Origin of the sequence: Oceanicaulis alexandrii DSM 11625 (assembly GCF_000420265.1) — a bacterium.
GTDB classification, from domain to species: domain Bacteria; phylum Pseudomonadota; class Alphaproteobacteria; order Caulobacterales; family Maricaulaceae; genus Oceanicaulis; species Oceanicaulis alexandrii.
Map to the genome: position 1 here is coordinate 189,523 of NZ_ATUP01000002.1, position 15,689 is coordinate 205,211.

17 protein-coding genes are annotated in these 15,689 nt (G+C 63.0%); 9 read left to right on the forward strand and 8 right to left on the reverse strand.

All coding sequences use genetic code 11. The features are described from left to right. Nucleotides 1-17: 17 nt before the first annotated feature. Nucleotides 18-467: a J domain-containing protein gene (locus tag G405_RS0113560; RefSeq protein WP_022702064.1), complete on the forward strand. Its 450-nt coding sequence runs from the start codon at nucleotides 18-20 to the stop codon at nucleotides 465-467. On the opposite strand, the gene G405_RS16165 is transcribed toward G405_RS0113560, so the two are convergent. Then, entirely contained in the window at nucleotides 464-1,711 is a 1,248-nt protein-coding gene (locus tag G405_RS16165) for a D-alanyl-D-alanine carboxypeptidase (RefSeq protein ID WP_022702065.1), read from the reverse strand. The genes G405_RS0113560 and G405_RS16165 overlap by 4 nt on opposite strands. 416 nt (nucleotides 1,712-2,127) lie before the next feature. Between G405_RS16165 and G405_RS0113570 the strand changes: the two genes are divergently transcribed. From G405_RS0113570 to G405_RS16170, 4 genes are all read left to right on the forward strand, one after another. Then, on the forward strand, nucleotides 2,128-2,565 hold the full coding sequence (locus G405_RS0113570; RefSeq protein WP_028284821.1) for a phasin family protein: 438 nt from the start codon (nucleotides 2,128-2,130) through the stop codon (nucleotides 2,563-2,565). Nucleotides 2,566-2,813: 248 nt separating this feature from the next. Further along, the gene (clpS, locus tag G405_RS0113575) at nucleotides 2,814-3,140 is read left to right on the forward strand and encodes an ATP-dependent Clp protease adapter ClpS (RefSeq protein WP_022702067.1); all 327 of its coding nucleotides are present in this window, start codon (nucleotides 2,814-2,816) and stop codon (nucleotides 3,138-3,140) included. 3 nt (nucleotides 3,141-3,143) lie between these two features. Beyond that, nucleotides 3,144-5,477, forward strand: a complete 2,334-nt coding sequence (gene clpA / locus G405_RS0113580; RefSeq protein WP_022702068.1) for an ATP-dependent Clp protease ATP-binding subunit ClpA — start codon at nucleotides 3,144-3,146, stop codon at nucleotides 5,475-5,477. Further along, nucleotides 5,474-6,712, forward strand: coding sequence for a S41 family peptidase (locus G405_RS16170; RefSeq protein WP_022702069.1), 1,239 nt, complete (start codon nucleotides 5,474-5,476; stop codon nucleotides 6,710-6,712). Before clpA ends, G405_RS16170 begins: the two co-directional genes overlap by 4 nt. Nucleotides 6,713-6,723: 11 nt before the next feature. Here G405_RS16170 and G405_RS0113590 read toward each other — a convergent pair whose 3' ends face one another. Further along, complete coding sequence (locus G405_RS0113590) at nucleotides 6,724-7,554, reverse strand: alpha/beta fold hydrolase (RefSeq protein ID WP_022702070.1); 831 nt, start codon at nucleotides 7,552-7,554, stop codon at nucleotides 6,724-6,726. 123 nt (nucleotides 7,555-7,677) lie between these two features. On the opposite strand from G405_RS0113590, the gene G405_RS0113595 reads away from it, so the two are divergent. Continuing rightward, entirely contained in the window at nucleotides 7,678-8,127 is a 450-nt protein-coding gene (locus G405_RS0113595; RefSeq protein WP_022702071.1) for a hypothetical protein, read from the forward strand. Between the two features lie 3 nt (nucleotides 8,128-8,130). Here G405_RS0113595 and G405_RS0113600 read toward each other — a convergent pair whose 3' ends face one another. From G405_RS0113600 to G405_RS0113610, 3 genes are all read right to left on the reverse strand, one after another. Further along, on the reverse strand, nucleotides 8,131-8,562 hold the full coding sequence (locus G405_RS0113600; protein WP_022702072.1) for an HIT family protein: 432 nt from the start codon (nucleotides 8,560-8,562) through the stop codon (nucleotides 8,131-8,133). 65 nt (nucleotides 8,563-8,627) lie between these two features. Next, nucleotides 8,628-9,773, reverse strand: coding sequence for a GNAT family N-acetyltransferase (locus G405_RS0113605; protein WP_022702073.1), 1,146 nt, complete (start codon nucleotides 9,771-9,773; stop codon nucleotides 8,628-8,630). Between the two features lie 64 nt (nucleotides 9,774-9,837). Beyond that, the gene (locus G405_RS0113610; RefSeq protein ID WP_022702074.1) at nucleotides 9,838-10,299 is read right to left on the reverse strand and encodes a RidA family protein; all 462 of its coding nucleotides are present in this window, start codon (nucleotides 10,297-10,299) and stop codon (nucleotides 9,838-9,840) included. Between the two features lie 128 nt (nucleotides 10,300-10,427). Between G405_RS0113610 and G405_RS0113615 the strand changes: the two genes are divergently transcribed. Then, on the forward strand, nucleotides 10,428-11,330 hold the full coding sequence (locus G405_RS0113615) for an alpha/beta hydrolase family protein (RefSeq protein WP_022702075.1): 903 nt from the start codon (nucleotides 10,428-10,430) through the stop codon (nucleotides 11,328-11,330). Here G405_RS0113615 and G405_RS0113620 read toward each other — a convergent pair. Beyond that, complete coding sequence (locus tag G405_RS0113620) at nucleotides 11,327-12,604, reverse strand: DNA polymerase IV (RefSeq protein ID WP_040705844.1); 1,278 nt, start codon at nucleotides 12,602-12,604, stop codon at nucleotides 11,327-11,329. The two genes, G405_RS0113615 and G405_RS0113620, sit on opposite strands and share 4 nt — an antisense overlap. After that, nucleotides 12,601-13,503, reverse strand: a complete 903-nt coding sequence (locus tag G405_RS0113625; RefSeq protein ID WP_022702077.1) for an ROK family protein — start codon at nucleotides 13,501-13,503, stop codon at nucleotides 12,601-12,603. Before G405_RS0113625 ends, G405_RS0113620 begins: the two co-directional genes overlap by 4 nt. Before the next feature lie 177 nt (nucleotides 13,504-13,680). On the opposite strand from G405_RS0113625, the gene G405_RS0113630 reads away from it, so the two are divergent. Beyond that, on the forward strand, nucleotides 13,681-14,046 hold the full coding sequence (locus tag G405_RS0113630) for a response regulator (protein WP_028284823.1): 366 nt from the start codon (nucleotides 13,681-13,683) through the stop codon (nucleotides 14,044-14,046). A 12-nt stretch (nucleotides 14,047-14,058) separates the two neighbouring features. Beyond that, nucleotides 14,059-15,411: a PleD family two-component system response regulator gene (locus tag G405_RS0113635; protein WP_022702079.1), complete on the forward strand. Its 1,353-nt coding sequence runs from the start codon at nucleotides 14,059-14,061 to the stop codon at nucleotides 15,409-15,411. Nucleotides 15,412-15,472: 61 nt separating this feature from the next. Here G405_RS0113635 and rpmG read toward each other — a convergent pair whose 3' ends face one another. Next, nucleotides 15,473-15,640: a 50S ribosomal protein L33 gene (rpmG, locus tag G405_RS0113640; protein ID WP_009800672.1), complete on the reverse strand. Its 168-nt coding sequence runs from the start codon at nucleotides 15,638-15,640 to the stop codon at nucleotides 15,473-15,475. Nucleotides 15,641-15,689: the final 49 nt, after the last annotated feature.

Consider the following 15,689-nt stretch of genomic DNA (forward strand, 5'->3'; position numbering starts at 1 on the left):
TGATCTGAGGACGATTGATGATCCTTTACGGACTTTTGGCGCTGGCGGCCCTGGCGATCGTGTTCCTCGTGGTGATGACGCGCCTGCCGTCGAAAGATGCGGCGCGGCTGCTGCGTTGGGTTCTGGGAATTGGTGGTGTTGTGCTGGGGGCCTTGCTGACCGTGCGCGGCCTGGCGGTGGCGGGCGTGCCGCTGATCGGGGCGTCCCTGGGCTTTCTGGGCGTCGCCATGCGCGGCGGGAAGCCGGGCCAGGGCGGTGGCGATGGCAACACAGGCTCCGCGCCTTCGCGAACTGGCATGAGTATGGAGGAGGCGCGCGCCATTCTGGGTGTTGGCCCCGACGCGGATGAAGCCGAAATCCGCAAGGCGCACCGCGCCATGATGAAGAAGGTCCATCCCGATCAGGGCGGTACAGATGCGCTCGCCGCCAAGGTCCAGCAAGCGCGCGACGTTCTGTTGGACGATTAAGCGGCCGGGGGGACGGCGAAACAGGATTCCCCGCTCGCTTCCAGGCGCTGGCAGATGGATTGCGCGCGAGAGCCGTCAAGGCCGGCATAGCGCGCCCGCCAGAGCTGGCGGCCATTGCGCTGCATCGGCTCCACACGCGCTTGCGCATCGCCCAGCAAGGTATGCAGTCCCATCATCGCAACGCTTTCAAGGCGAGCGGAGGCGGCGGCTTGTGACGTGTAGGCGCCAACTTGCACAGCCCAGCCTGAAGGCGTTTCAGGCGCGCTGAAGGTGCGCAGACCGTCGAGCGGCTCAAGCTCGACCCGCGCCGCCGGGACGCCAGGCGCGGAGCCCTGCGCCGTCTGGGCGGGTAGCGTGGTGAGTTCGGCCGTCAGAATTTCCTGCTCCCGCACGGGGTTGAGCCGCGGCATGTTCAACGCCGCCAGCATCCGGCTCTCAGAGCGGGCGTTGATAGCGGAATACGCGGCTTCGATCAGCTCGCGCGCATGGGCGTCGCGCACAGAGGCGGAGGCCCCGCCCATCACCACAGCGATGATGCGATGACCGTCACGCTCGGCGCTGGCGGCCAGATTGAAGCCTGAAGCGCGGATATAGCCGGTTTTCAGGCCGTCCACGCCGGGTTGGTCGCCCACCAGCGTATTGTGGGTGCGATGGGTGACGCCGTTCCATCGGAACCGGGTCTCGCTGAAGTACGCGTAATACTGAGGAAAATCACGGTGAAGCGCATAGGCCAGGCGGGCGATGTCGCGCGCCGTGGTCTGCTGTCGCGCATCGGGCAGTCCTGATGCGTTGCGAAACACGGTGTTCGCCATGCCCAGCTCTCGGGCGCGCGCTGTCATCACTGCGGCGAATTGGGCTTCGTCGCCCTCCAGATGTTCAGCCACGGCGACCGCCACGTCATTGGCGCTCTGGATGATCAGGGCGCGGATCGCGGTTTCTACGGTCAGCGTCTGTCCCGCCTGCAGGCCCAGCCGGGAGGCCGGACGGCTGGCGGCTTCAGTCGACGCAGTGATCGGGTCATCCAGGGCGAGCTCGCCGCGCTCCAGCGCGTCAAACAGCATGTAGAGGGTCATCATCTTGGTCAGCGAGGCGGGATACCGTAACGCATCCGCCCGCCGGGCGTGCAGAATCTCACCCGTCTGCATATCCGCCACGAAAGCGGCGTAACGCTCGCTCGCCTCGGCGCGGGGGGCGAGGGCGATGACGGCGCTGAAGCAAAGCAAGACGAGGAAAATGCGTGCCATAGGGGCAGTGTCGCCGCTAACCCCTTGCTCGAGCGTTAACTGTGCCGGATTCTCTGTCTGTGCAGGGGTGCGACGTTTTGTGCAGCGCACAATAAATGCTTGACGGGGCGCTGTTCAGGGGGCATATATGCTGCACCTGCTAACACAACAGGAAACGCATGGAGCCCAAAATGGCGAACGCGACTCCGAATTCTACTGCGTCAGAGACGCTTCAAACGGACGCTGAGACAGCGAAAACCGGCGAGGCGGCTCAATCGGAAGCGAAGTCTGTGGCTGCTGCCGAGCCGGCCAAGCAATCGGCTCAACCCGCAAAACCGGTCGCAAAAGCGCCGGCGAAACGGGCCGCCAAGAAGACGACGGGTCAAAGCAAAGCCCGAAAACCCTCGCCCCCGCGCAAATATTCTGGAGACAAGTCGATGACCGCAACGAAAAACACCGCCAAAGACACGATCGAAACCATGACCACCGCGTCCAACGAAGCCCTGAAAGACGGCTTTGAAAAGTCCATGAACGCGGTGAACGAATTCAGCGCGTTCCACAAGGACAGCGTGGACGCCGTGATCGCGTCGAGCACCACCGCCGCCAAATCCATCGAAGAACTGAACGCCGCCAATCTGGCCTTCGCCAAGAAAACCATGGAAGACGGCATGACCGCCGCCAAATCCATGGCTGGCGCGAAATCGGTTCAGGAACTGATCGAGATCCAGTCCGACTACACCAAGTCGTCCATGGACGCTCTGCTGGCTGAGATGAACAAGAGTTCCGACCTGATGTCGAGCCTGTTCAAGGACTCCTTCAAGCCGATCAACGAGCGCTTCTCCGCCGCCCTGGAACTGATGCAGTCCCAGCGCTAGGCGCACCTTATCGCCGGGCGTCGCCTCGACGCGTCGCCCGGCCCCAAGTCCTCCCTGACTGGTCCGGCGTCCGCGTCGGACCATTTTTTTGTCCGCTTTCCACGGACATTTGGGCTGCGAACTGTCTTGTGATCAGTTGAGGGGGTTCTCTGTAACCTTCCTGCGCTTATTTAATATCAAGACTGATTGCCGCGGCTGAAAAACCGGATCAAGCTGGGGCGTAACGCTAGCGAGACGCCAGACTGCCCATGAGTGAGCCGAACAAGCCAGACCTGCCCGATCAGGAGACCGGCGTAACAGTAAAGCCGCGCGCTCGGACCAAGCGTCCGTCGATGTACAAGGTTTTGCTGCTCAATGACGACTACACCCCCATGGAGTTCGTCATCGAGGTTCTGGTGCGTATTTTTCACAAGGGGCAAGAAGACGCGACTCGCATCATGCTCCATGTGCACCAACATGGAGTCGGCGTGTGTGGCGTTTTCACATACGAGGTCGCCGAAACCAAGGTGGCCCAGGTCATAGACGCTGCGCGCCGTGCTCAGCACCCGTTACAGTGCACGATGGAAAAGGATTAGGCCTTGCCCTCTTTCTCACCCACTCTCGAACGTTCCCTGCATCGCGCCCTGACGGCCGCGACCGAACGCAAGCACGAATACGCAACTCTGGAGCATCTGCTGCTCTCGCTGTGTGAAGACGTGGATGCGTCCGCGGTGATGCGCGCCTGCGACGTGGATGTGGACGAACTTCGCGACACGCTCAACGAGTATGTGGACGAAGAACTGGCGAGTCTCATCGTGGACGATGGCGAGGACGCCAAGCCCACAGCCGGCTTCCAGCGCGTCATCCAGCGCGCGGTCATCCACGTCCAGAATTCCGGTCGCGATGAAGTGACAGGCGCAAACGTGCTGGTCGCGCTGTTCGCCGAGCGTGAAAGCCACGCCGCCTATTTCCTCGCTGAACGCGACATGACCCGCTATGACGCGGTCAATTACATCTCCCACGGCATCTCCAAGAAGCCCGGCGAATCCGAAGCGCGACCCGCCAGGGGCGCGGACGAGGACGCCGCCGAGCTGGGCGAGGGCGCCGAGGAGAAGGATGACGCGCTGTCGGCTTATTGTGTGGATCTGAACGAAAAGGCTCGCGAGGGCGGCGTCGATCCGCTGATCGGGCGTGAGCATGAAGTCGAGCGCTGCATTCAGGTTCTGTGCCGTCGCCGCAAGAACAACCCGCTTCTGGTGGGCGATCCCGGCGTTGGCAAGACCGCCATCGCTGAAGGTCTGGCGCGCAAGATCGTCGAGCACCAGGTGCCTGAGGTTCTGGCGGAAGCCACGATCTATTCGCTCGACATGGGCGCTCTGCTGGCGGGCACCCGCTATCGCGGCGACTTTGAAGAGCGCGTCAAACAGGTGGTCAAGGCGCTCGAAGCGCGCCCGAACGCGGTGCTCTTCATCGACGAGATCCACACAGTCATCGGCGCCGGCGCCACGTCTGGCGGCGCGATGGATGCGTCCAATCTTTTGAAGCCGGCCCTTCAACAAGGCGGCCTGCGCTGCATGGGCTCGACCACCTACAAGGAATACCGTCAGCATTTCGAGAAAGACCGCGCCCTGGCGCGTCGCTTCCAGAAGATCGACGTGAAAGAGCCGTCTGTTCCTGACGCCATCAAAATTCTGGCGGGTTTGAAGCCTTATTTCGAGGATTTCCACGATATTCGCTTCACCGCCGAGGCGCTGAAAACCGCCGTTGAGTTGTCAGATCGCTATATCGGCGACCGGAAACTGCCCGATAAAGCGATCGACGTGATCGACGAGGCGGGCGCCTCCATGCGTCTGGTGCCGCAGTCCAAACGCAAGAAAACGATCGGCGTCAAAGAGATCGAAGCGGTGGTCGCCAAAATCGCCCGCATCCCTCCGAAGTCGGTCTCCAAGTCCGATGAGTCCGTGCTGCGCGATCTTGAAACCTCATTGAAGCGCGTGGTGTTTGGCCAGGACGACGCCATCGAGAAGCTGGCGAGCGCCATCAAGCTGGCGCGCGCCGGCTTGCGTGAACCCAACAAGCCCATCGGCTCTTACCTGTTCTCCGGCCCGACCGGGGTGGGCAAGACCGAAGTGGCCCGACAGCTGGCGGACACGCTGGGCGTGGAGCTGCTGCGCTTTGACATGTCCGAATACATGGAACGTCACACGGTGAGCCGCCTTCTGGGCGCGCCTCCGGGCTATGTGGGCTATGATCAGGGCGGCCAGTTGACGGACGCTATCGACCAGCATCCGCACTCGGTGCTGCTGCTTGATGAGATCGAGAAGGCGCACCCGGATATCTTCAACATCCTGTTGCAGGTGATGGATAATGGTCAGCTGACCGACGCCAACGGCAAGTCCGTGGACTGCCGCAACGTCATCCTGATTATGACCTCGAACGCGGGCGCCGCCGACGCCGCCAAGGAAGCCATCGGCTTTGGCCGCGGCAAGCGCGATGGCGAGGATCAGGCCGCCATCGAGCGTCTGTTCACGCCGGAATTCCGCAACCGTCTGGACGCCATCATTCCGTTCGCGGGGCTCAAGCTCGATGTGATCGGCCGCGTGGTCGAGAAGTTCGTCCTGCAGCTTGAGGCGCAACTGGCCGATCGCGGTGTCACGTTCGAGCTGACCGAGGCCGCCAATCGCTGGCTCGGCGAGCGCGGCTATGACGAGAAGTTCGGCGCCCGTCCGCTGGGCCGGGTCATCCAGGATCATATCAAGAAGCCGCTGGCGGAAGAGATCCTGTTTGGTCAGCTCAAAAAGGGCGGCGTGGTGAAGGTCGATGTGGATGCGGCGGATCCTGAACGTCTCGATTTCGAGATCATTCCGGGCGACCGTCTCAATGACGCCAAACCCAAGCGCAAAAAGAAAAAGACCGAAGAGCCGGTCAAGTGAAGCGCTTAAGCCTTCTGAACGCGCCGCTGGTTCTCAGCGGCGCGTTTTTTCTGGGGGCGAGCGCGTCTGCGCAAACGCCCGATTATCGCGCTGACGCAATCCATCTGCTTGAGCTGATCGATACTGAGTACGCCTATGCGCATCGCTTTGACGGGCGAAACCCGGCGCGTGGCGCGCAGGGCGTCGACCCTGACAGCGTCACCGATGCGGCCAGCCTGTTACGCTTTGCGGAATGCGCGGTGAATGCGCTGCAAGACCATCACGCCATTCTGGGCGTCTCTTCGCCGCGCTCTTACGGGCTGACGCCCAGCTATAATGATCTCTGGGTCGAGGTGCGCGAGGGCGCCTATGTGGTCACAGATGTGCGCGCCGGTTCTCCCGCCCAGGCAGCGGGTGTGCAGCCGGGGTGGCGGATCGCCTCTGTCGCGGGTCAATCCCTGGATGAGGCGGTCACAGGCCTCTGTGGCGGCCCTTTCGAGACTGACGCCGCAAAAGGCTTCGCCGCCCGCGTGCTCGCGGCGGGACCGCGCGATCAGGCGCGCGAATTCGTCTTTTTTGACGCTGAGGGCCAGACGCAAGCGCTGACCTTGCCCAATCTCTATCAGGTCGAGACACCGGAACGCCCCCTGATCAACGTCACAGATCGTGACGGCGTGCGCGTGCTGCGGTTTAACGACTCGCTGGGCGATGAGGGGCTGATCGCCGCCATTGATGAGGCCTTGTCCGGCCCACGCCCGGATGGGTTAATCATCGATCTGCGCGACACCCCGAGCGGCGGCGATACGCTCTACGCCCGCGCCCTGATGGGGCGCCTGGTGGATGAGACCAAACCCTATCAGCGTCATGCCTTGCCCCAGATCGAGCGCGACACCGGCGTTGCCCGGCAATGGGTCGAAGAGGTCCTGCCGCGCGGCGACAGCCTGGCGGGCGTTCCGGTCGTGGTTTTGGCGGGACGTTGGACCGGGTCCATGGGCGAAGGCTTGACCCTGGGCCTCGACGCCGTCGCGGACGCCGTGACGATCGCCGCACCGATGGCAGGGCTACTGGGGGCGATTTACGACTATGACCTGCCGCAAACCGGCTGGACGGTGAAGCTGCCGACCGAAACGCTGTATCATGTGGACGGCACGCCGCGTGAAGCCTATCGCGCCGACATCGTGCTCGACAGCGCGGACAGGCGCGGCCCGAACGGCGAGGATCTGGCGCTTGAACGGGCTTTGGAGCTGCTGAGATAGGGCGGGCGGCTTCAGTCCTTCTGACCCGCAGACAGAAAAGGCAGAACCCGCTCGATCACCCGCGGATCGCGCAACACGCCGCGATGGCCGATGCCGTCAAAGACGTCCCATTGCGCGCCCGGCCAGGAGGCGGCGATGCGCTCGGCGGCTTCTGGCGGGGCGATCTGGTCATTGGCGCCGTGCAGGATCAGGGCGGGCGTGTCAAAATTCGGCGCATCCAGCGTGATGTCGAGATTGGCGGCCGGTTCGCCAAATTGCTCGCTGACGGACTCCAGCATCAGGCGGACGGCGCGCTTTGACAGCCCCATCGCCTGGCTTTGGAACTCCACATTGCGGGGCAGGGCGTCTGGCGCGCCCAGCCCGATCACGCGGCCCGGATCCAGCCCGTGGCGCGCCTTGGCGAGGACGGTCGCTGGCAGACCCATGGAATGGGCCAGAATGGCGTAAGGCTGGCCCAGCTGGGCGGCCGCCGCGCCAAGGCCTTCGGCGAAGAGCAGGATATGGGCTTTACGGCCCTCGCTCTGGCCATGCGCCGGCCCGTCGATCATGGCGACCGAGTAGCCGGCTTCCATCACCGCTTGCCCCAACGTTGAAAGGTCCGCGCTGTCCGCCTCCCAGCCATGCTGGAAGAACACCAGCGGGCCGTCGCCGCCGCGATAGACCCGCTGGGCGCCTTGCGGCCCGTCAAATGTCGCCTTGTCGAGGCTCTCCAGCCAGTCGCGACCGCGATCGGTTTGCTGTTTCACCCGCGGACGCGTGAACTGGCGAGCCACGGACGCCTTGAAGGTGCGCGGAAAGAGCGCGGCGGTCGAGTTGGCGGTGAACGCGAAGGCGGAGGTCATGCGTCAAATCTCAATTGGAAAATTTTTTCCACGCTAGGGCGATTGGTCTTGAGCGTGAAGCCAAGGTTATGCATGGCTTGCATCCTGAATTGATTGACCGCTGATCAGACTGGGAGAATTCAGATGAGCCTCTTAACGACCGCAAGCGTGCTGACGGCCATGCTGGCTCATCCGGTGTCTCAGAGCGCGGTGACCGGCCGCGTGGTGGCGGTCGATTTCACGCAAGAGCCCGCGCACGTTGAGGCGTTTGGCGGTCGGCGTTTTTATATCGAAGACGATATGGGCGCGCCGCATTCCCGGCTTGAGTGGATCGCCTATGATTGTCAGGGCGAGGTTATGGCGCGCACCTATCCGTTCGATCCGCGCTGGAGCAGCGGCGGCCATGAAACGGTGGATGAAAGCGGCGTCCTGGGGCCGCGGACCGGCGGCGGGCTGGGTGATGAGCCGCTTGAAGACGCCGATGCGATCCTGCCGGTGGATACGGCGCAGTTTGAAATTCTGGAGCGTGACCCGGAGGGAGCGACCGCCGCCCGGCATGGTCCCTATGACATGCCGGGCGTGTGGTGCGAATAAGGCCTAGAGCGCGGCCTTGATCTTGTCCGCCAGCGCGTTCAGCTCATCCATATCCGCTTGTCCGGCACTGCCATGGCCGGCGATGTCCTGGCCTTCCCAGCGGGGAATGATGTGAAAATGGATGTGGTAGACGGTCTGGCCCGCCGGCGCGCCGTTGAACTGGGCGATGGTGACGCCGTCAGGCTTGAGCGCGCTTTCAACGGCTTTCGCGACTTTTTTGACGCGCTTGATCGCCTCGGCGGCGCCGTCGTCTGACATTTCCAGCAGGTTGCGCGCGGCTTCCTTGGGGATGACCAGCGTGTGGCCTTTGCTTTGCGGGAAAATATCCATGAAGGACAGCACGTGCTCGTCTTCATAGAGCTTCACGCACGGCGCTTCCCCGCGCAGGATCTTGGCGAAGATGTTCTGGTCGTCATAGGTCCCGTGAAGGCTCATGGATCGCGCTCCTGCTCAGCTTTATTCCCTGAAGTCCTAGACCAGACCTTCAACGGGTCCAAGGGCTAACCGTCCTTGCGATAGGGAGACTCCGCATCCAGCGCCAGACGCTCCGTCTCCACCGCCCGGCGTTCCGAGCGCAGGAAACGGTCCACCGCGCCGCTCAGGCCTTCATGCAGGATGTCATGGGCGGAATAGACCAGTTGGGGCCGGTAGCCGCGCGCCAGCTTGTGCCCGCCCTGGGCGCCGGCCTCGACGCGTTTGAGCCCGCAGCTCAGCGCATAGTCGATCGCCTGATGATAACAGAGCTCGAAATGAAGCTGGTCTGAGAAGGCGAGCGCGCCCCAATACCGGCCATAGAGCGTGTCAGAGCCGATGAAGTTCAGGGCGGCGGCGATATACTGGTCGCCGTCTTTCGCCATCACCAGCAAGACCTTGTCCGCCATCCGTTCGTGGATCAGTGCGAAGAACTCACGATTGAGATAGGGCGTGCCCCATTTTCGCTCTCCCGTGTCCTGATAACAGGCGAAGAACACGTCCCAATGATGCTCGGTCAGCGCCTCGCCGGTGAGCGGTTCGATCACGACGCCCGATTGCGCCGCCTTGCGTTCCTTGCGCAGCGCCTTGCGCTTGCGAGAGGAGAGGGCGGCGAGGAAGCCCTCATAATCGCCATACCCGTCATCCTCCCAGATGAACTGGATGTCCTGCCGGGCGAGCAAACCCGCTTCGGTCAATTCAGAGTGGGTCTGCGGATCGGGGAAGAGCACATGCCAGCTCGAGACGCCCAGCTCTCGCGCGGCGTGACGGGCGGCGTTGATCAGCGCCTGTCGGACAGCGGGATCATTTGAGAGAACGCGCCGACCTGTCGCTGGTGTGAACGGCACGCCGGTCAGCAGCTTGGGATAATACTGTCCGCCCGCCCGCTCCAGCGCATCCGCCCAGGCATGGTCGAAGACGTATTCGCCGTAGGAATGGCCTTTGAGATAGAGCGGCAGGACGCCGATGACCTGACCGGCCTGATCTTCGGCGATCAGATGACGCGGCCCCCAGCCGGTCTCTTCAACAGCGCTGCCGGAGCTTTCCAGCGCGTCGAGAAAATCCCAGCTCAGAAACGGGTCATAAGGCTGACCCGCCGGATTGGCGCAGGCATCCCATTGGCCGGGATCAATCTGCGCCATCCGGCTGATCATGCGCACGGAAATCTCGGTCATGCCCTGTCCAGACGACTCAGCTGAGCCGGGATATAGGGTGGGGTGGACTGATCTGCGAGCCCGATCACGCGATCTCGACGACGGCGTCCACTTCGACCGCTGCGTTCAGCGGCAAGACCGCGACGCCCACGGCGGATCGCGCGTGCCGGCCGGCGTCGCCGAACACCTCGACCATCAGGTCGGACGCGCCATTGATGACTTTGGGAATGTCGTAAAAGTCAGGATGCGCGTTCACGAAACCGCCCAGCTTGACGATGCGTTTGACCTTCCCCAGATCGCCGCCGCAGGCCGCCTTGATCTGCGCGATCAGGTTCAGCGCACACAGCCGCGCCGCCGCCTGGCCGTCTTCCAGAGAGACGCCGTCGCCGAGCCGTCCGGTCACGAGGCCGTCCGGGCCCAGAGAGATCTGTCCGGAAATATGCACGGTCTGTCCGCTCTGGGCGTAGGGGACGTAATTGGCCACGGGGGCGGCGGCTTCAGGCAGGGTCAGGCCCAGGTCTTTCAGCCGGGATTCGATATCAGCCATGTGGGGCGCTCCGTTGGGGAAAATCAGACTGTCAGTTAGGCGCTTGAGGCCCGGTCTGGCAATGAGGCGGGCGGGTTGAATTCAGTGGGGCCGGCCTGCATGGTGCGCATTGGCGACAAGGTGAACACATGGCGCGCGACGCAGCCAGCATGACAAGTCTCAGACCGGTCCGGTTGCGGACGGCGGACGGCAAATTGCTGTCGGCCTGTTTCACCGTGCCTGACGACCCGCGCGCCGTCATGGTGGTGAACCCGGCCACGGGCTATCGCAGGGATTTTTATGCGCCTTTCGCCCAGGCCGCCGCAGAGAACGGCTGGGCGGTGCTGACGTTTGACTATCGCGGACAGGGAGACTCCGCGCGTTGCCATCCCAGGCGCGAAACCGCCCGCATGCTCGACTGGGCGGTCTATGACATTCCCGCCGCCGCCGACGCCGCCTGTCAGGCCTTTCCCGGCTTGCCTCTGGATATTGTCGGCCATTCCATCGGCGGGCAGTTCGCAGCCCTGGTCGATCCGGCGCTGCCCGTGCGCCGACTGGCCATGCTCTCGGCCTCGTCAGGATACTGGGGGGATCAGTCCGCGCCGCTGAAATATTTCGCCTGGGCGTTCTGGCGCCTGTTCGGCCCGGCTTATCTGTTGCTGCGCGGGCATATTCCCAAGGGCGTGCTCTGGCGGGGCGAACCGCTGCCGCCGCGTGTGTTTGCGGACTGGCGCGAGTTTGGGGTGAACCCTGAATGCTTCCGAGACGCCATCGCCGAGCTGGGCCTGACCTCGCGCTATGAAGGCTTTACGGCTCCGGTCCGCGCCTGGACGCCCGATGACGACCCGATCGCCAATCCCCAGACCGTGCGCTGGCTGCTGGAGCGGTATGAAAATGCGCCGACCGAGATGAAGCTGGTGCGTCATGAGGATACCGGGCTCGGCGCCCTGGGCCATGACGGCTTGTTCCGCTCGAAAATGGCGGATGTGTTCTGGCCGCAAGTGTTTCGCTGGTTGTCTCTGGATGCGGATCTGGCGCAACGCCGAGACTAATCGCGGTCCTTTTTCAACATGCGGCCCTTGATGATGGCGGCGTCGCCGAATTTCGCCCGCGCTGCGTCCATGGCGCGTTCCGCCGCGGCGCGTTTGAGCGCATTGGGATCCAGCAAATCACCCGCATCCGCGATCGCGGTTTCCAGCACTGAATAGCCTGCGCCAATCAGGCGGTAGCGCACACCTTCAGGTTCCTTGTCCAGCATGTCAGCGCTGAGCCGAAAGAGCGTGTCCGCGAGCTGGGCTGCGTCGGTCAGGGTGCGCCGCCGGGTGATCGTCTTGAAGCGGTCGGTCTTGATCTTCAGCGTCACCACACGCCCCGCTACGCCCTGGGCTTTCATCCGGTCGGCGACCTTCACGCACAGCGGCCAGAGCCGGTCTTTGAGAACCGCCTTGTCAGACACATCGTCATTGAACGTGGTCTCCGCCGACACCGATTTGCGTTCACGGGCCGGGCTGACCTTGCGCGTATCCTCTCCGCGCGCCAGTCGGGCGAGGCGCAATCCGGACTCGCCGTATTTTCGCGCCAGATCGCCGTCTGAGCGTTTGAGCACGTCTGACAAGGTATAGAGCCCGTCGGCGTTGAGCTTTTTACCCAGGACCGGCCCGACGCCATAGACATCACCCACTTTCATCTGCGCCAGAAAGGCGGTCGCGTCCTGCCGGCCCAGCACCGAGAAGCCGTTGGGTTTGTCGAGATCAGACGCGGTCTTGGCGAGGAACTTGTTAAAGCTCAGCCCCACTGAAACCGTGACGCCCACCTCGTTGAGAATGCGCCGTTGCAGCTTGAGCAAGGTCAGCGCGGGGGAAGCATTGTGGAGTTTTTCAGTCCCTGACAGGTCCAGAAAAGCTTCGTCGATGGACAGCGGCTCCACCAGCGGGGTGACATCCTCCATCATTTCGCGGATGCGCTTGCCGTCGGCGGCATAGACCGCCATGCGGGGACGGACGACCACTGCGTCGGGGCAGGCTTTCAGCGCCTTGAACATCGGCATGGCCGAGCGGACGCCATACAGACGCGCGATATAGCAGGCGGTGGACACCACGCCGCGTTGGCCGCCGCCAATGATGACGGGCTGGTCCTCAAGCTCGGGATTGTCGCGCTTTTCCACCGAGGCGAAAAACGCGTCGCAGTCGATATGGGCGATCGACAGGGCGTCAAGCTCTGGATGGCTGAGCACCGGCCCGCCGCCGCATGGCCGGCATTGCGCGCCGGGCGCGGCGGGATTGAGACAGCTGCGGCAATAGCTTTGAGACGAGGCGAGCGCGGTCATGGCCATAACCACGCCGCGCCGCGTACCCCTGAACTGTCGCCATGCACGGCGGGGCGCACCTGCGTCACCAGCTCGTCGGTGAAGGCCCAGTGCTGAAGATAGGTTTCAAGTTTTGAGGCGAAGCCGGGCATGTTCGACAGGCCGCCGCCCAGAACGATCATTTGCGGGTCAACGATATTGACCACGCTCGCCAGCGCGCGGGCGAAGCGCTGGGCGTGGCGCTCAAGACTTGCCTGACACGCCTCATCGCCTTCAGCGGAGGCGTTTGCGATCTGCTGGGCGCTCAAATCCTCGCCTGTGTTTCGCCGATGATCAGCGGACAGGGCCGGGCCCGAGCACCAGGCCTCGACGCAATTGGTCTGACCGCAATAGCACTGCGGGCTGACCGCCAGTTCATCGGCGGTGAGCCAGGGCAGGGCGGTATGCCCCCACTCGCCGGCATTGCCGTCCGCGCCCGTCATCAGCGCACCGTTGACCACCAGGCCGCCGCCCACGCCAGTGCCGGCGATGACGCCGAACACGCTTGAACAGCCTGCGCCGGCGCCGTCGCGCGCTTCGGACAGCGCAAAGCAATTGGCGTCATTGGCGCAGCGCACCGGGCGTCGCAGCCGGGCGGCGAGGTCCTGATCAAGCGGATGGCTATTGAGCGCGGTGGAGTTGGCGTTGCGCATCAGGCCCGTGCGCGGATTGAGCGAGCCGGGATGGCCGACTCCTGCGGGCAAGGGAGATGGAACGTCTGCCTCGCGCTCGACCTGCGCCACCAGTTCGGCAATCGCGTCCAGCTTGGCGTCATAGGCCGCAGGCGTCGGCGTGCGGAGCCGAATCAGGCAGTCGCCTGTCTCATCCACCAGGGCGGCCTCGATTTTCGTACCGCCGAGATCCACGCCTAACCGCAACACGGACCGCCTCTTTTCTCCGCTTTCAACGTTCATATCTTGTTCTAATCGCCATGCGAAGGCGGGGACTCACTGTTGATTAAGGAAACTGGGGTTAAATGCATTGTGGATGGTCAAAACGCTCACGTTGCAAAGACGGCGGAGCGAATTGGGGAAAGCGCGGTTATAATGCTGCAGGTCATGTCCAAAAAAGTTCTGATCGTTGAAGACAACGAGCTGAACATGAAGTTATTTCGTGATCTGCTCGAAGCGCACGGCTATGAGACCGTGCAAACCAGTGAGGGCCTCAAGGCGCTGGATATGGCGCGTGAGCACAAGCCTGATCTGATCCTTATGGATATTCAGCTGCCTGAAGTGTCCGGTCTTGATGTCACCAAGTGGATCAAGAACGACACCGAGCTGTCCGCCATTCCTGTGGTCGCGGTGACGGCCTTCGCCATGAAAGGCGATGAGGAACGTATCCGTGAAGGCGGATGCGAAGGGTATCTGTCCAAACCCATCACGGTTGCGTCCTTCATCAAAACCGTTCGGGATTTTCTCGAATAGAAGGAGCCTTCGGTGAGTGCACGCATACTGGTTGTCGACGACATCGAAACGAACCGGCGTTTGCTGGAAGCGCGGCTGACGGCCGAGTATTTCGATGTTCTGATGGCGGAGGACGGGCCAAGCTGTCTCGAACTCGCCCGCAGCCAGAAGCCTGACGTGATCTTGCTGGATGTGATGATGCCGCGCATGGACGGGTTCGAAACCTGTCGCCGGCTGAAAGCGGACCCGCTGACCCGGCATATCCCTGTGGTGATGGTGACGGCGCTGGACCAGCGCTCGGACCGGATTCGCGGTCTTGAGGCCGGCGCTGACGAATTTCTGACCAAACCTGTGGACGATGTCGCCCTGTTTGCCCGGGTGCGCTCGCTATTGCGCCTGACCAGCGTCATGGACGAGTTGCGCCAGCGCGAAAGCAGCGGCGTTGAAATGTCCTCTTTCGAGCCGGCCAATGGCGGCGGGCGCGTGATTGTCGCCGCCGCGGACCAGAACGCCGCTCAGCGCATCGTCAAGGCCTTGCCTGACACCGTTGACGCTCAAGGCTATGGCGATCCGCGACTGGCGATCTCCCAGGCTGAACATGCAGACCTGATCATTGTGGATCTCAGCGCTCCGCGCTTTGACGGCTTGCGGCTGTGCGCGCGCATCCGCTCGGATGTGGATACGCGCCAGGTGCCGCTTCTGGGCGTTGTGGACGAGATGGACAAGCGCACCATGGTGCGCGCGCTCGATTTGGGCGTGAATGATGTGATTTGCCGGCCGCTGGACCCCGGCGAGCTGTCCGCGCGCAGCTCCACCCAGCTCAAGCGCAAGCGCTATGCGGACGCCCTGCGCGACCGTCTGGATGAAAGCCTTGAAATGTCGGTGCGGGATGCGCTGACCGGCCTGTTCAACCGCCGCTACACGGTGTCTCGCCTGCGTCAGGCGCTGGATGGGCTGAACGCCTCCCATGAGCCGCTTGCGGTGGGCCTTATCGACATCGACCACTTCAAGCGCATCAACGACACCTGGGGCCATAACGCCGGCGATCAGGTGCTGCAGGAGATCTGCACGCGTCTGGGTGAGCAATTGCGCGCCATCGACGTGGCGGGCCGTTATGGCGGTGAGGAGTTCCTGGTGGTGTTTTCAAACACGACCGCGAAGGATGCGTCCGACGCCATGGAGCGTGCGCGTCTGGCGGTCTGCGCCACGCCGGTGACCTTGCGGGAAACGGGCGATGTGGTGGACGTGACCATGAGCGCCGGCATCGCTGAAGCCTTCATGGACGACACTGTGGAAGCCCTGATCGAGCGCGCGGATACGGCGCTCTATGAAGCCAAGCGCTCGGGCCGGAACCGGGTGATAGAGGCCAAACGAAAAGCCGCCTGAACAAACAGGCGGCTTTTCTTATTCCAGTCAGACTTTGATCAAGTCGCGCTTTGGCGCAGACCTACTTGATCTTGCCTTCTTTGAATTCGACGTGCTTGCGCGCGACCGGGTCGTACTTTTTCAGTACGAGTTTCTCGGTCATCGTGCGGGCGTTTTTCTTGGTCACGTAGAAATAGCCCGTGCCCGCCGTCGAATTCAGGCGGATTTTGATGGTAGTCGGCTTGGCCATAGTCGCGCACCCGTACACATAAACTTGGCGCGCCAGACAAACGGTCCGG

What these genes read in the sequence shown, in the direction of transcription:
- G405_RS0113560 (WP_022702064.1), top strand. Translation starts at nt 18, where the DNA reads ATGATCCTTTACGGACTTTTGGCGCTGGCGGCCCTGGCGATCGTGTTC.
- G405_RS16165 (WP_022702065.1), bottom strand. Translation starts at nt 1,711, where the DNA reads ATGGCACGCATTTTCCTCGTCTTGCTTTGCTTCAGCGCCGTCATCGCC.
- G405_RS0113570 (WP_028284821.1), top strand. Translation starts at nt 2,128, where the DNA reads ATGACCGCAACGAAAAACACCGCCAAAGACACGATCGAAACCATGACC.
- clpS (WP_022702067.1), top strand. Translation starts at nt 2,814, where the DNA reads ATGAGTGAGCCGAACAAGCCAGACCTGCCCGATCAGGAGACCGGCGTA.
- G405_RS0113590 (WP_022702070.1), bottom strand. Translation starts at nt 7,554, where the DNA reads ATGACCTCCGCCTTCGCGTTCACCGCCAACTCGACCGCCGCGCTCTTT.
- G405_RS0113595 (WP_022702071.1), top strand. Translation starts at nt 7,678, where the DNA reads ATGAGCCTCTTAACGACCGCAAGCGTGCTGACGGCCATGCTGGCTCAT.
- G405_RS0113600 (WP_022702072.1), bottom strand. Translation starts at nt 8,562, where the DNA reads ATGAGCCTTCACGGGACCTATGACGACCAGAACATCTTCGCCAAGATC.
- G405_RS0113605 (WP_022702073.1), bottom strand. Translation starts at nt 9,773, where the DNA reads ATGACCGAGATTTCCGTGCGCATGATCAGCCGGATGGCGCAGATTGAT.
- G405_RS0113610 (WP_022702074.1), bottom strand. Translation starts at nt 10,299, where the DNA reads ATGGCTGATATCGAATCCCGGCTGAAAGACCTGGGCCTGACCCTGCCT.
- G405_RS0113615 (WP_022702075.1), top strand. Translation starts at nt 10,428, where the DNA reads ATGGCGCGCGACGCAGCCAGCATGACAAGTCTCAGACCGGTCCGGTTG.
- G405_RS0113620 (WP_040705844.1), bottom strand. Translation starts at nt 12,604, where the DNA reads ATGACCGCGCTCGCCTCGTCTCAAAGCTATTGCCGCAGCTGTCTCAAT.
- G405_RS0113630 (WP_028284823.1), top strand. Translation starts at nt 13,681, where the DNA reads ATGTCCAAAAAAGTTCTGATCGTTGAAGACAACGAGCTGAACATGAAG.
- rpmG (WP_009800672.1), bottom strand. Translation starts at nt 15,640, where the DNA reads ATGGCCAAGCCGACTACCATCAAAATCCGCCTGAATTCGACGGCGGGC.